The sequence below is a fragment of the Flavobacterium sp. 28YEA47A genome, from assembly GCF_041262125.1.
Lineage (GTDB): Bacteria > Bacteroidota > Bacteroidia > Flavobacteriales > Flavobacteriaceae > Flavobacterium.
The window spans coordinates 207,629-221,243 of record NZ_JBGCCI010000008.1 but is presented as its reverse complement, the minus strand read 5'-3'; the positions used below and the strand labels follow the sequence as shown (position 1 = coordinate 221,243).

Sequence of the window (13,615 nt, the reverse complement as noted above, 5' to 3'; positions counted from 1 at the left end):
TGCCAGTCAAGTTCTCCTTTCTCGTCCATCTTCCATACCCAGTAGTCGAGGTCACCTGCGGCCTCCTCGGTCTTGTTTCCTGTCTTTTGGGATAAGGAACTTCCCGCGAGTATGAACCCGTAGTCGGGAGTTGGCTGTGCATCAAATAAATATTCGGAGTGCTTTCCCCCGTAGGATTTCTCCCAGAGGATGTCTTGTGCATGAAGAAATACATTAAAAAGTAATGTACAGGGCAATGTTAGGCAAAGTCTTGTTTGCATTATATGTGTAATTAAAAGTTAGAACGAAATTAATATCTGATGTGTAGCCAGATGCATTTTTAGTGGAATGCCATGCCGCTGGGAGTATAATGTACCAGTCATAGATGTACGAAAAATAGTAAACTTTTCCTTAGCCTCTCTGCTGGCTATGAGAATTTTATTAACAATTGGACTGTGCGATCCTGTTGGTATCTGTCACCAACAGACTGCCAACAGGGGGCTTCCATTGATATTAATATCTTGTTGGAGGATTTCAAACATATTACGGCTTGATGTGCTGTATGAACAGAGGTACCATAATACAGCGGATAAAGATAATCGGTTCGATGTTTCCCGAAAAACTGACATTTGACGGGTTTGGATATTGAACCACAAGAGTGTACGAAGCGCTAAGGCTTATGTTGTTATTTGATAAGAGATTGCGAAATAAAAAAGGACAAACCAAAATTTTGATTTGTCCTTTTAAAGTGACCTCGACTGGATTCAAACCAGTAACCTTCTGAGCCGTAATCAGATGCGCTATTCAGTTGCGCCACGAGGCCTTAATGCGGGTGCAAATATAGGAAATTATGTTTATCTTGCAAATCAATTTTTAAATTAAATGTAAATAAAATGTCAATAGAAAAGTACATCCGTGATATTCAGGACTTTCCAAAACCCGGAATTGTTTTTAAAGATATAACACCACTTTTAGCCAATCCGGAAGCCTCAAAAGTGTTTTTGGAACTGTTACTCAATGGTTTGCCTGATGTGAAAATCGATAAAGTGGTAGGAGTAGAGAGCAGGGGATTCTTTTTCGCCACACTTTTGGCTTATAAATTAAATGCAGGTTTTGTTCCGGTAAGAAAACCAAAAAAGCTTCCGTTTACGACTATTTCAGCTACCTATGACTTGGAATATGGGCAGGATACGTTAGAAATCCATACGGATGCCATACAAAAAGGCGACAAAGTATTAATACATGACGACGTATTAGCCACAGGTGGAACTGCAAAAGCAGTATGTGAATTGGTAGAAAAATTAGGAGGAGAGATTGTGCAATGTAATTTCCTGATGGAGCTTACATTCCTTAACGGACGAGAAAAAATCAAGCAATACGATATTTTTTCTCCTTTAAAATATTAATCCAATGCATGAATGGTAACATAATATTTCCATGCTACTATCGCTTTTTGGAATTTTGTTGCTTTAGCCAAATCCAAACCTTGCTTGGTATAATTAGGCAATAGCCATTTATTTAGTTTTGCTAATATCTTAAACATTACTTTTTATCTTAAAGATACAAAAAAAGCTGTCTATTGACAGCTTTTTTTATTTGTTCTTTGATTATCTGTTTCTAGAATCTTTTTCCATTTGTTCTTCAAATTGTTTGGCATACACCTCCATTTGCTGCTCAAAAACTTCCATTTTTTTCTCAAACTCTTCCATTTGCTTTTCAACATCTTTTGTATAGGTGGCTTCAACTTGTGCGGCAAATTTTTCCATAGCTTCTTCAAATTTTGCTATTTCACCTTCTTTTGAATTCATTTCCGCTTCGAATTTTTTTATCTGCTCGTCAAATTTTTTCCAGGCAGCGCTATTTTCGTCATAAGGCGTGGTTGGAGGTGTTGGAGGTGTAGGTAATTGTGGAAATGTTGGCGCATTTGGTAATGTTGGTATATTTGGCATTACTGGAGGAGTAGGAGGTGTTGGCATTACCGGCATTCCAGTCTTATATGTCATAGCTACTGGCGATGAATTATTTTTGAATTTTCCGTAAACAGTTGGCGTATTAAAACTTCCGTAAACAGCCGGCACATTTGAAACAACAACTTTATCGTCTTCTTTGCTTAAAAGGAAGGGTTGTATTGGCTCATCGCTTTTTAAGTATGAATTGCCCGAGTTTCCGCTTTTATCCTTGTAAGTTGTTTTGATGGCAATAATCTCCTTGTCTGAATTTCTTTTGATTCTGGAAAATTTCAAGTCGATTCCGTGATTGTTCTTAAAGATTTTTGATTGTGCTTTTAGATAATCATCAGTAGAGTTTTTATCTACTCTGACTTCATAATTGTTTCTTTGTTGAGCCTGAACTTGTTCGTCTTCTTTTTCCTGCGCAACGGTTTCTACCTGGAATTGAAGCATAAAAATAGTTAGCAAAGGCAATACGATTGCATACTTCCAGGAATTCCTCTTTTTGGATTGATCTGTGTTTAACATAACGATTCGTTTTTTGATTAATGATTGAAAGAAATGATTAGTAATTGGAATGCATTGATGAGGTGCACTTACTTTTAATAATGTTTTTTGATAAATTATACGATCTGGAACGGCTTTTAGTGCTATTGAATCGGCAATAAATTCTAAATTCTGTGCTATGGCTTTTTTATGCAGCCAGGCAAAAGGATTAAACCAAAATATAACACAGAATAGCTGGCTGATAATCATATCCACAGAATGCTTTTGCGAACTGTGTACTTTTTCATGTTCTAATATATTTTCCAGTTCTTCTTTTCTAAAGCGTTTCGAGTTATAGACAATGTAGTTGAAAAAGGAAAAAGGGGATTGTATTTTATCGGTATCCAAAAATTTAAAACCTCCATTAAGCTCTACCGCCTGGTTTCGGATGATTTTTCGCAAGGCCCTAAAATCCCGGATAAATTTCCCTAAAAAGAAAAGCATTCCTATAAGATATATGCCGATTATAACATACATCCAATTGATTTCAAAGGCCGGTTCTTCAACCATAAGAGGTTCAGTAGTTATAACAGAATTTTCAGCTTCAGTAAAAGAAGGAGAACTTAATTCTTCACCAGCATTTGGAATCGTTTCAAAAGCAATCGGCGCTTTTGCTGTTTCAATTGGAATATAGCGTGCTGTAACTGCTGGTTCAATCGATACTGTTTTTACCAAAATCACCTTAGGCAAAAACAAAGAAGTTGCTATTCCAGCCAAAAGAAACCATCTGTTGGCAGTAAAGAATGTTTCTTTCCTGAGCAGAAAATAATAGGCCAGGAAAAAAATGGCCAACAAGGCAGATGTTTTAGCAAAATAGAAGATGAAACTTTCCATACTTATTTCTTTTTTTCGATCATATCTAAGATCTCGCGTAGCTCGTCAGCAGAAATTTTTTCTTCTTCAGCAAAAAACGAGACCAGGTTTTTATAGGAGCTGTCAAAATAATTAGTAATTGCTGTTGTCATAAAACGCTTTCTGTAATCTTCCAATGCTACGATTGGATAATACTGGTGTGAATTTCCAAAAGCAGTATGCCCAACAAATCCTTTTTCTTCTAAAATTCTCACAATAGTAGAAAGTGTATTATAGTGTGGCTGATCTTCTTTGATTTCAGCCATTATCTCTTTTACAAAAGCCTTTTCCAGCTTCCATAATATTTGCATTACTTCTTCTTCTTTGTTTGTCAATTTCTGCATCTCATTTTGTTTTTATGGCTTTCTCCTGAATATTTTTTTTGATTTTATTCAGGAGATAATCCAATTCCTAACTCTAACAAGACAAACGTACAACTAATTTTTTAGTTTGCAAACTATTTTATTAGTTAATTAACGTAATTTTTAGTTTTTTATTGTAGGACTATAAAAAGATACTCACGAAAATAATGATTTTTTGTGAGTTATGTGCTTGAAAAACAGAAGAATAATTTAAAATTGATTGATTGCCAAAAAACTCCATGTTCATGCTTTGCGCCTCCGCGCCTTTGCGTGAAATAGTTGCTCGCAAAGGCGCAGAGCCGCAAAATTCCTAATAATAGAAATAAGAACTTACCTATCAGGTATAAGTTTCCAGATAGTGATTAAAATTAATTTATTTGGTTTTTGCGACTATTCTTTTCAGATACAATATGCTAACGCAGGAGAGAAGGCCTAAAATTCCCATTACCAACCAGTTTGTAGTATAGCTATAACGGGAAATGATTCCTAATCCCAATTTGGCACTCGTAATATGTGCCAGACTAAAACTCATCGTGAATAGGGCCATATATCTGCCTTCATGCCCTTTTGGTGCCCGGCTCATAGCAAATGAATTTGTAAACGGGAAGTTTAGCATTTCTCCAAATGTCATAAAAATCATGCTGACAATCAGTATACCGGCCCAATTATCAAAAAGAAGTACAAAAAAGCTCAGGCTTAACAGAAAAGTTCCCCACAGTATGAGTTTTAGGCGGTTGACCTGTTTTCTTTCGAGAAAAGTCACCATTGGCATTTCCAAAAAGAAGATAAGCAGCCCGTTTAACGACATTAACAATCCGGTTTGGAATTCTGTAATATGATACCATTCAGAATGATAAAGTGGCAATGTAGAGAACAGCTGTAAGAAAATCAAGGCTGTCAAATAACTTCCGAAAAGGAATATCCAAAAAGGGCCATCCCAAAATACAGATTTTACAACAGCTTTTTCAGCATCATGATGGTCTTCATGGCTAGCTAGTTTCTTTTCTTTTACCAATGTCGCAAAAATCAAGATGGAAATAATACAGGAAGCGCCATCAACCCAAAACAAGCCTTTATAGCCAATTCCCATGATAATCAGTCCTCCTAATGCCGGGCCGGCAGCAAAACCTAAATTAACGGCAAGACGCACCAGCGAAAATGCCCGGGTTCTGTTTTCAGGCTTGGCATAAGCTCCTAAAGACACATACATGGCGGGACGAAACATATCTGCGATGAGCATGATTCCAAACATGGCAAAGCACATTCCTATAAATGAGGTAACAAACTGTACGAAAATTAATAACAACCCACTGGTAAGCAAGCTGAAAATCATTATTTTGTAAAAACCAATCTTGTCGGAGAGCTTACCGCCAATCCAGGAACCAATCATGGAACCCAAACCAAAAAATACCATAACCGTCCCTATATGGTCATAATCAAAATGAAGATCTTCTTTCATGTATTTCGAAAGGAACGGAAGAACCATTGTTCCCGTCCTGTTGATAAAAGTAATGAGGGCCAGTATCCAGATTTCTTTAGAAAAACCTCTAAAGGAATCAATGTAGCGCTTGAAGGCTTTTTGGAGCATCAGATTGTGAGTTTTCGACACAAAGTTACAAAGTTTGCTTCCCTTTTTTTGGAAAGCGCAATCGATAATTTTGCTTATTTTTGCATAAAAATTGAAATTTATGAAAAGCTTCCTGAGCCTGCTATTTTTATTAGTATCGACAATTTTGTTTGCGCAAAAAAGTTTTGATAAAGAAGCTGTTGTTAACTTTCAGAAAGAGTTAAATGCTGAATATGCCGACTCTGTAAAAAGTCCGCTACTTAAGAAAGATTTGAAAACCTTCAAAGCGTTGGATTTTTACCCGATAAACGGAAAGTTCTTTGTTAATGCAAAATTCATAAGGACACCGGATGAAAAGCCTTTTGAAATGCCTACGTCTACTTCAAGAAAACCAATGTATGTAAAGTATGGTGAAGCTCATTTCGTAATAGATGGGAAAAAATTCAAGGTGAATCTATACCAGAGCCTGGATTTGAAAAAAATAGAAGAATATAAAGATGCGCTTTTTCTGCCTTTTACTGACCTGACTTCAGGAGTTGACAGTTATGGTGGCGGAAAGTATATCGATTTGAAAATACCGCAAGGCGATACTATCACAATTGATTTTAATATGGCCTATAATCCCTATTGCGCATACAACCATAAATATTCATGCCCGATTCCTCCACAAGAAAATGATCTTGCAATAGAAATCAGGGCAGGAGTGAAAAAATTTAAAAAATAAGCTTTGTTATACAATCTTCACACGCATAAATTCTCAAACCATCCCGATTGCCTGGAGCTGGTCAATCAATATCCTCAGGAATTTGATGCCGCAATTCCATTCTATTCAATAGGAATACATCCGTGGTATATTGTAGAAGATAGGATAGAAGAAGATCTTGCGATTATAGAAGATAAAATACAAGCTGCGAATTGTCTGGCTGTTGGCGAATGCGGATTGGACAAAAGAATTGAAATTCCGTTTAGCTTGCAGGAACAGGTATTCCGGAAACAATTGGCTTTAGCTGAAAAATACCAAAAGCCTGTCGTAATCCATTGCGTAGCTTCGTTTCAGGAATTAATGGCAATCAAGAATGATATAAAGAGTACGGTTCCGATGATTATCCACGGGTTCTCAAAAAACGAGCAGCTGGCAAAACAACTTTTAGACAATGGGTTTTATCTTTCTTTTGGGAAATATCTGCTGAGAAATCCCGAATTGGAATTGGTTTTCAAAAGCGTTCCAGATAATCGTTTTTTCTTAGAAACAGATACGATTGAAGAAACTATTGAAGAAGTATATGCCTTAGCTTCAAAATATAAAGCTATAAACGAGGAAGATTTGCAGAAAATCGTACAACGGAATTTTAAAAACGTTTTTAAAAAATAAATACAAAATAAATTATAGAAAATGGCGCAGTGGACAGAAAGAGCCGAATTGTTGTTCAAAAAAGAAGGTCTTGAAAAATTAAAAAATTCAAATGTATTGATTGTTGGAGTAGGTGGTGTAGGATCTTTTGCAGCAGAATTTATTGCCAGAGCAGGCGTTGGAAAAATGACGATTGTTGATGGTGACGTTGTTGATATTACAAACATTAATCGCCAGCTTCCTGCATTGCATTCTACCGTTGGCAAAGCGAAAATAGATGTTGTAGGCGATCGTTTGATGGATATTAATCCGGAATTACAGCTTACGAAAATAAAAGAATTCCTTTCGCCTGAACGAGCTTTTGAAATTGTTACCAATGAATTTGACTATGTCATGGACTGCATCGACAGCGTGACACCAAAGCTAAACCTGATTATCGCTTCCAAGCGTAAGAGAGTAAAAATCGTCAGCAGTATGGGAGCCGGAGGAAAAATGGAAGCTGCCAAAGTAAAAGTATCCGATATCAGCAGGACTGAAAACTGCTTTTTGGCAAAAACGATCAAAAGAAGGCTAAAAGAAGCAGGAATCGATAAAGGTGTAAAAGCTGTGTATTCTTCTGAAATTCAGGACCCGAATAGTTTACGAATTACGGATGGTTCTAACTTCAAAAAATCATTTTACGGAACTAATAGCTATATGCCGGGATTGTTCGGACTTCATGCAGCAGAAACAGTTATCCGATATCTATTGAAAAAGGAAGACTAAACTCCTAAACCTACAACACAACACACAATGATAAAAACTGTAATTTTTGACATGGACGGAGTTATCGTTGATACGGAACCCGTTCACAGATATGCCTATTTCCAACATTTTGATGAACTAGAAATTTCTGTAACCGATGATCTGTTTGCTACTTTTACCGGAAATTCCACACGTAATGTTTTCCAGAAATTAAAGCATGCTTTTGACCTGGACCACGATGTGGAGGATTTGATACAGAGAAAAAGGAATATTTTTAACGATGCCTTTGATACCAAAAAAGACCTGCATCTTATAGAAGGTGTTGAAGATTTGATAAAAGACCTTTACCAAAACGGCATACAGCTAATAGTAGCTTCATCAGCTTCGAAGGTAACAATAGAACGTGTTTTTAATCGTTTTAAGCTACATCAGTATTTTTCGGATATTGTGAGTGGTGAAGATTTTCCAAAGTCAAAACCTCATCCGGCTATTTTTGAGTATGCAGCTTCTTTAGCAATAGGAAAGAAAGACGAATGTATTGTTATAGAAGACAGTACCAACGGTATTGAAGCATCCTACGCGGCCGGAATTTTTTGTGTAGGTTACAGAAGCGCGAATACCAAGCTTCAGGATTTGTCAAAAGCAGATGTGATTATCAATCATTTTAACGAGCTAAACGCCGAAAAGATTAAGAATTTAAAGTAAAATAAAAAATGGTTAAGACCGTAATTTTTGACATGGATGGTGTTTTAGTCGACACTGAACCTGTTCATTATGATGTGAGTTTATTGCAATTTAAAGATTTGGATATTGCAGTTCCGGATGAAATGTACCACACCTTCACAGGAAACTCAAATAAAATGATTTATCAGAAAATCAAAGATAATTTCCAATTAGCACATGAAGTAGAAGAACTGATTGAAGCTAAAAACAAGCTTTTCCTGGACGCTTTTGATAAGAAGGAAGATTTGTACCTGATGCCGGGAGTAAAAGAACTTATTATTGATTTATATAATAACGGAATACAGCTGATTGTGGCTTCTTCTTCGGAAATGGCTATTATCAATAAGGTTTTTGAGCGTTTTGGACTGAATCCGTATTTCACGCACAAAGTCAGCGGTGAAGATTTTCCTGAATCCAAGCCAAACCCGGCTATATTCTTGAAAGCAGCATCCTATTCAAAAGCGCCAATCAATGAGTGTATTGTCATAGAAGACAGTACTAACGGAATTACGGCTGCCAAAGCCGCAGGGATTTTTTGCATTGCCTATAAAGGTGAAAGTGGAAAAGGACAGGATCAATCGAAAGCAGATATTGTCATAACCGATTTCCGGGATTTGAATTTTGAGAAAATCAAAAACATAAATGCATAAAACAAAAACAGTCGGGTAATTTTATCCGACTGCTTTTTTATATACTTCAAGGCATCTTTCGCGTGCTTCTTTATGGTCGACTATAGGTCTGTAGTCTAGCTGTTCGAATTCAGGAACCCATTTTCGGATGTATTTAAAATCGGTGTCAAATTTTTTGACCTGTTCGCTTGGGTTAAAAATCCGGAAATAAGGAGCAGCATCAACACCACTGCCGGCCGCCCATTGCCAGTTTCCTATATTGCTGGATTGTTCATAATCCAATAATTTTTCTGCGAAATAAGCTTCGCCCCAACGCCAGTCAATCAGGAGATGCTTGCACAGAAAGCTGGCAACAATCATCCGTACGCGATTGTGCATGGTTCCTGTGGTATTCAATTGGCGCATTCCGGCATCGACTATCGGATAACCGGTAGTTCCTTCGCACCAGCTTTTAAACTCGGCTTCATTGTTGCGCCATTGGATATGGTCGTATTTTGGACGGAAACTTTCTGTAACAGTATTTGGAAAATGCCAAAGAATCTGCATAAAAAATTCCCGCCAAATCAGCTCATTCAAAAAGGTTTCTTTTCGGTGATTGAGTGCTGTCTTTACAATTTTTCGGATACTGACAGCGCCAAACCGCAAATGAGGACTTAAATGAGAAGTGCCATCCAAACCGGGAAAATCACGTGTTTCAGCATAATTCTCAATTAGCGTACCCGAAACATCATAATTATCGACCTTTATCTTTGATTTTTCAAATCCGATTTCTTTCAGTGACAGGAAAGGATAAGAATGTTGGGCTATCTGATCTAGCTTTTTTTCTGAAGCATAAGATTCGACAAGTTTTTGATTAAAATTTTCTTTCCATTTTTTAGAATAGGGCGTAAACACCACATAAGGTTTTCCATCGTCTTTGATTACCTCATCTTTTTCAAAAATAACCTGATCCTTAAACGTATGAAAAGCGATGTTTTTGGATTTTAAAAATGCGCCAATTTCTGCATCTCGTTTTCGGGCATAAGGCTCATAATCGTGATTGGCGTATAGGGCAGTGATTTCAGCGTTTTCCAAAATCAGTTTTTTAAAAACCTCTAACGGATCATCATGAAACACAGCCAGTGATTTATGATTTTGTTTTAGGTTGGCCTGTATGTTTTCGAGCAATTCAGAGATAAATGTCACACGAGCATCATCTTTAGGAAGCTCGGAAAGAATATTTTTGTCAAATATAAAAACAGGAAGCGTAGTAGCATCTGATAATGCTTCAAACAGTGCCTTGTTATCCTCTAATCGCAAATCGCGTCTGAACCAGAATATATTCATGATTTAAGATTTAAATTCGCCAAAAAGTTCTATGAGTTTATTTCGTCGGAACGCAAAGATTTCATCCAGTTTAGGTTTGACCAGAAAAGGATGTGCCAGTCTGCCCAAAATACCCATAGGCAATTTATAATGTACGATATCTTCCATTTCAACACCACCAGGGATCGCTTTTAGGAAATGCTTATGATGCCAAAAAGCATAAGGACCAAAGCGTTGTTCATCAACAAAAAACTTCTGGTCCTGTACATGGGTGATTTCGGTAACCCATTGCATAGAAATCCCAAAAAGCGGAGTAATTTTATAATGAATTATCTGGCCGGCAAACATCGCTTTTTCATCACCTGAAAGTGTATGGAATCCCATAGATATGGGAGTAATAAGTTCCAGATTTTTTGGATTGGCAATGAATTCCCAGGCTTCTTCAACCGAAATAGGAAGTTTTTGTGTTGTATGTATCACATATAATTTCATGCTACAAAAATACAATATTGTTTAATTGAAATTAAAATAAGTTAAACAAAATGAAGTTTTTTCTTAGTTTTATTTAACATTTAAATGACTTGAAATTCTTAAATTCGCAAAAATCAAATCTATAATTTATATGAAAAAGATAATTATTGCCGCCGGATTGCTTTTAATTACTTTGACGGCTGAAGCCCAGGTAAAAACTCCACAGGCAAGTCCAAAGTCTGACATTACTCAAGTTGTCGGATTAACAGATGTACATATTGAATATTCTCGCCCTAGTGCTAAAGGCAGAGCTGTTTTTGGAGACTTGGTTCCTTTTGGAAAAACATGGAGAACCGGTGCTAATGCCAATACTGTTATTACATTTAGCGAAGATGTAAAAATAGGAGGGAAAGACCTTCCAAAAGGAAGCTATAGCTTATTTACAGTTCCAAGAGCTGACTCATGGGATGTTATTTTCTACAAAGACACAAACAACTGGGGATTGCCGGCAGAGTGGAATGAAAATAAAGTAGCGTTAAGAACAACGGTAAAATCAGAAAACCTGAACAGAAATGTTGAAACTCTTACGATTGCAGTAAATGGAATCGGCAATGATTCAGCAAACCTTGAAATTTCTTGGGAAAAGACGCTTGTAGCTGTTAAATTCGATGTTCCTACACAAAAAACAGCAATGGCAAGTATTGAGTCTACTTTGGCAGGACCATCAGCAGATGATTATTTTGCTTCAGCACAGTATTTTTATCAGTCAAACGGCGACATGAACAAAGCCTTGACTTGGGTAAATGCAGCAATCGAGAAAACAAAAGGGGAAGCTCCTTTTTGGTTCCTAAGACAAAAATCATTGATCCAGTCAAAATTAGGAGATAAGAAAGGTGCTATCGAAACGGCTAAATTATCATTGGCAGCTGCTGAAAAAGCAAACAATGCTGATTATGTAAAAATGAACAAAGACAGCATCAACGAGTGGAGCAAAAAATAATCCCATAAAAATAATGAAGAATTTTATGTAAGTTGAGTAAATAGTATTTATTGGTCTTCAAATTGTTTTTTTTAAACATATAATTATGTAGATTATAGAGAATATATAAACAGTTGATAATTAAATTCTTGACAAAATTTGGTATATTTGAAGTACTAACAAACTTAAAAAAATATACATCATGAAAAAAGGATTAGTTTTTGTCGCATTTGCCCTGTCTTTTTCTATGTTTGCACAACAAAAACCAAGCAAACAATATAGAAGTGCTGAAACTGGAAAATATGTTACTAAAAAAGAAGCAACGAAAAGTCCAAAAACAACTTACAGTACTGATAGAAAAACTTCAAGTAAAAAATCAAAAAACTAAAAAAAAAGCCACTTAAAGTGGCTTTTTTTATGCTTTGATCTCTTTAGAATTTTTGAAATACTGTATACTTACTGAAATGATGATCGTAATCAGAACTCCGATAAAGTTGAGCCATAAGTAGCTTAATTTTTCCTTACCCGGAGGGAAAATGTATATCGCAAAATAATAGATTACAAATATCGCGATCTGGCTGAATACAGCTGCCCAGAACACGGCTTGTGCCTTGACGTATTTCACATAGAACGCAACCAGGAAAATACCCAGTATAGTACCGTAAAATATAGAACCAATAATGTTTACAAACTGGATCAGGTTTTCGAATAAGGTTCCGAAACAGGCAAACATAATGGCTATTGCGCCCCAAAGTAGTGTAAAGCCTTTTGAAGCTCTCACAAAATGAGCTTCGGATTTCTCTGTTTTTATGTTTCTTTTATAGATATCGATTACAGTTGTTGAAGCCAATGAATTGATTCCGGCAGCGGTCGATGACATGGCTGCACAAATAATCACGGCTAATAATAACCCGACAAATCCTTTTGGCAGGTAATGTATTATGAAATGAATAAAGACATAATCACTATCTGTAGTTTTATTCTTTTTATTCGCTTTACTGATTAGAACTTTGGCTTGTTCACGAATCGTTTTTTCTTTTTCTCCTAAAGCAATAATCCTGTTTTTAAGTACCTTATTGTCTGTTTCTATATTCAGCTGGTTGACATAAGCCAGGGTTACTTCTTTTTTCTCAGCGGCTATATCGACCAATTGGTTTTCCAGCTGCTTGTAATCGCCTGCGTATACGGATTTTTCGATGCTTGCCTTGCTGTTCGGGTTAAAGTTAATCGGAACCGACTGGAATTGGAAAAAGACATATACCATAACACCGACCAAGAGAATAAAAAACTGCATTGGTACTTTAAGAAGTGCATTAAAAACAAGTCCCATCTGGCTTTCTTTCACCGATTTTCCAGATAAATAGCGTTGTGCTTGTGATTGGTCTGTTCCAAAATAAGAGAGGGCTAAAAACAAACCGCCTGTGATTCCCGTCCAAACCGTATATCTTTTTTCCTTATCTAACGAAAAATCAAGAATATTCATCTTATCGTTTACGCCTGCAATCTGCAACGCATTATTGAACGAAACTTCTTTTGGAAGAAGGCTCAAGATGATGAAAAAAGCAATGAACATTCCTGACATGATGATAAACATCTGCTGTTTTTGGGTAACGTTAACGGCTTTTGTACCGCCTGTCATCGTATAAATAATAATTAGTATACCAATGACAATATTCATTAGATTCAGGTTCCATCCTAGTATGGAGGATAATACTATGGCAGGTGCATAAATTGTGATTCCTGTTGAAAAACCTCTCTGTATCAGGAATAATATGGCAGCTAGCGAACGGGTTTTAAGGTCAAAACGCTGTTCCAAAAACTCATAAACCGTATATACTTTGAGTCTGTGATAAATAGGGATAAAGGTAATACAGATGATAATCATCGCCAACGGCAGTCCAAAATAGAACTGTACGAAGCCCATACCATCATTAAAAGCCTGTCCTGGCGTAGAAAGAAAGGTAATAGCGCTGGCCTGGGTTGCCATTACAGAAATCCCTACGGTATACCACGGAGTTTCGTTGTTGCCCAGAATATAATCTTGTACGTTTTTACTGCCTCGCGTTTTCCAGGCACCATAAAAAACGATGAAAAAAAGCGTAATGATTAAAACTACCCAGTCAATTGCCTGCATTTATGAAAAATATTGCATTATAAA

At 36.5% G+C, this 13,615-nt stretch carries 15 protein-coding genes, 1 tRNA gene and 1 pseudogene; 8 read left to right on the top strand and 9 right to left on the bottom strand.

Translation table 11 applies throughout. From position 1 onward, the window contains the following. Together ABH942_RS13215 and ABH942_RS13210 are read right to left on the bottom strand one after the other, a co-directional pair. Positions 1–260, bottom strand: a pseudogene (locus ABH942_RS13215) (T9SS C-terminal target domain-containing protein); the annotation flags it as partial. A 468-nt stretch (positions 261–728) separates the two neighbouring features. Next, positions 729–802, bottom strand: a tRNA-Arg gene (locus ABH942_RS13210). A 70-nt stretch (positions 803–872) separates the two neighbouring features. Between ABH942_RS13210 and ABH942_RS13205 the strand changes: the two genes are divergently transcribed. Continuing rightward, positions 873–1,385 (top strand): adenine phosphoribosyltransferase, encoded by a 513-nt coding sequence (locus ABH942_RS13205; RefSeq protein WP_370032715.1) that lies wholly within the window; start codon positions 873–875, stop codon positions 1,383–1,385. Here the strand turns inward: ABH942_RS13205 and ABH942_RS13200 are convergent. The 4 genes from ABH942_RS13200 to ABH942_RS13185 form a co-directional block, all read right to left on the bottom strand. Beyond that, the gene (locus ABH942_RS13200; protein ID WP_139999207.1) at positions 1,382–1,522 is read right to left on the bottom strand and encodes an SsrA-binding protein; all 141 of its coding nucleotides are present in this window, start codon (positions 1,520–1,522) and stop codon (positions 1,382–1,384) included. The genes ABH942_RS13205 and ABH942_RS13200 overlap by 4 nt on opposite strands. A gap of 64 nt (positions 1,523–1,586) precedes the next feature. Next, complete coding sequence (locus ABH942_RS13195) at positions 1,587–3,308, bottom strand: M56 family metallopeptidase (protein WP_370032713.1); 1,722 nt, start codon at positions 3,306–3,308, stop codon at positions 1,587–1,589. A 2-nt stretch (positions 3,309–3,310) separates the two neighbouring features. Then, on the bottom strand, positions 3,311–3,670 hold the full coding sequence (locus ABH942_RS13190; protein WP_370032711.1) for a BlaI/MecI/CopY family transcriptional regulator: 360 nt from the start codon (positions 3,668–3,670) through the stop codon (positions 3,311–3,313). 391 nt (positions 3,671–4,061) lie between these two features. Next, positions 4,062–5,276: an MDR family MFS transporter gene (locus ABH942_RS13185; protein ID WP_370032720.1), complete on the bottom strand. Its 1,215-nt coding sequence runs from the start codon at positions 5,274–5,276 to the stop codon at positions 4,062–4,064. Between the two features lie 100 nt (positions 5,277–5,376). Between ABH942_RS13185 and ABH942_RS13180 the strand changes: the two genes are divergently transcribed. Genes ABH942_RS13180 through ABH942_RS13160 form a run of 5 tightly spaced genes read left to right on the top strand, consistent with a single transcriptional unit; the run spans position 5,377 to position 8,723 of the window. Continuing rightward, positions 5,377–5,979, top strand: coding sequence for a DUF1684 domain-containing protein (locus ABH942_RS13180; protein ID WP_370032709.1), 603 nt, complete (start codon positions 5,377–5,379; stop codon positions 5,977–5,979). A gap of 3 nt (positions 5,980–5,982) precedes the next feature. Continuing rightward, entirely contained in the window at positions 5,983–6,627 is a 645-nt protein-coding gene (locus tag ABH942_RS13175) for a TatD family hydrolase (protein ID WP_370032707.1), read from the top strand. A 21-nt stretch (positions 6,628–6,648) separates the two neighbouring features. After that, positions 6,649–7,371 carry a ThiF family adenylyltransferase gene (locus ABH942_RS13170; RefSeq protein ID WP_370032705.1) on the top strand — a complete coding sequence of 241 codons (723 nt, stop codon included), beginning with the start codon at positions 6,649–6,651 and terminating at the stop codon, positions 7,369–7,371. Between the two features lie 27 nt (positions 7,372–7,398). After that, positions 7,399–8,055 (top strand): HAD family hydrolase, encoded by a 657-nt coding sequence (locus ABH942_RS13165; protein WP_370032703.1) that lies wholly within the window; start codon positions 7,399–7,401, stop codon positions 8,053–8,055. A gap of 8 nt (positions 8,056–8,063) precedes the next feature. After that, on the top strand, positions 8,064–8,723 hold the full coding sequence (locus ABH942_RS13160; RefSeq protein ID WP_370032702.1) for an HAD family hydrolase: 660 nt from the start codon (positions 8,064–8,066) through the stop codon (positions 8,721–8,723). A gap of 21 nt (positions 8,724–8,744) precedes the next feature. Here ABH942_RS13160 and ABH942_RS13155 read toward each other — a convergent pair whose 3' ends face one another. Both ABH942_RS13155 and ABH942_RS13150 read right to left on the bottom strand, forming a co-directional pair. Next, positions 8,745–10,028, bottom strand: coding sequence for a deoxyribodipyrimidine photo-lyase (locus ABH942_RS13155; RefSeq protein WP_370032700.1), 1,284 nt, complete (start codon positions 10,026–10,028; stop codon positions 8,745–8,747). A gap of 3 nt (positions 10,029–10,031) precedes the next feature. Then, positions 10,032–10,499: a cell division inhibitor gene (locus ABH942_RS13150; protein ID WP_370032698.1), complete on the bottom strand. Its 468-nt coding sequence runs from the start codon at positions 10,497–10,499 to the stop codon at positions 10,032–10,034. A 130-nt stretch (positions 10,500–10,629) separates the two neighbouring features. On the opposite strand from ABH942_RS13150, the gene ABH942_RS13145 reads away from it, so the two are divergent. Beyond that, complete coding sequence (locus ABH942_RS13145; RefSeq protein ID WP_370032697.1) at positions 10,630–11,478, top strand: DUF2911 domain-containing protein; 849 nt, start codon at positions 10,630–10,632, stop codon at positions 11,476–11,478. Positions 11,479–11,659: 181 nt separating this feature from the next. Further along, the gene (locus tag ABH942_RS13140) at positions 11,660–11,845 is read left to right on the top strand and encodes a hypothetical protein (protein ID WP_370032695.1); all 186 of its coding nucleotides are present in this window, start codon (positions 11,660–11,662) and stop codon (positions 11,843–11,845) included. Positions 11,846–11,872: 27 nt separating this feature from the next. Here the strand turns inward: ABH942_RS13140 and ABH942_RS13135 are convergent, their stop codons facing one another. Then, positions 11,873–13,591, bottom strand: coding sequence for a sodium:solute symporter (locus tag ABH942_RS13135; RefSeq protein WP_370032693.1), 1,719 nt, complete (start codon positions 13,589–13,591; stop codon positions 11,873–11,875). Positions 13,592–13,615 lie beyond the last annotated feature (24 nt).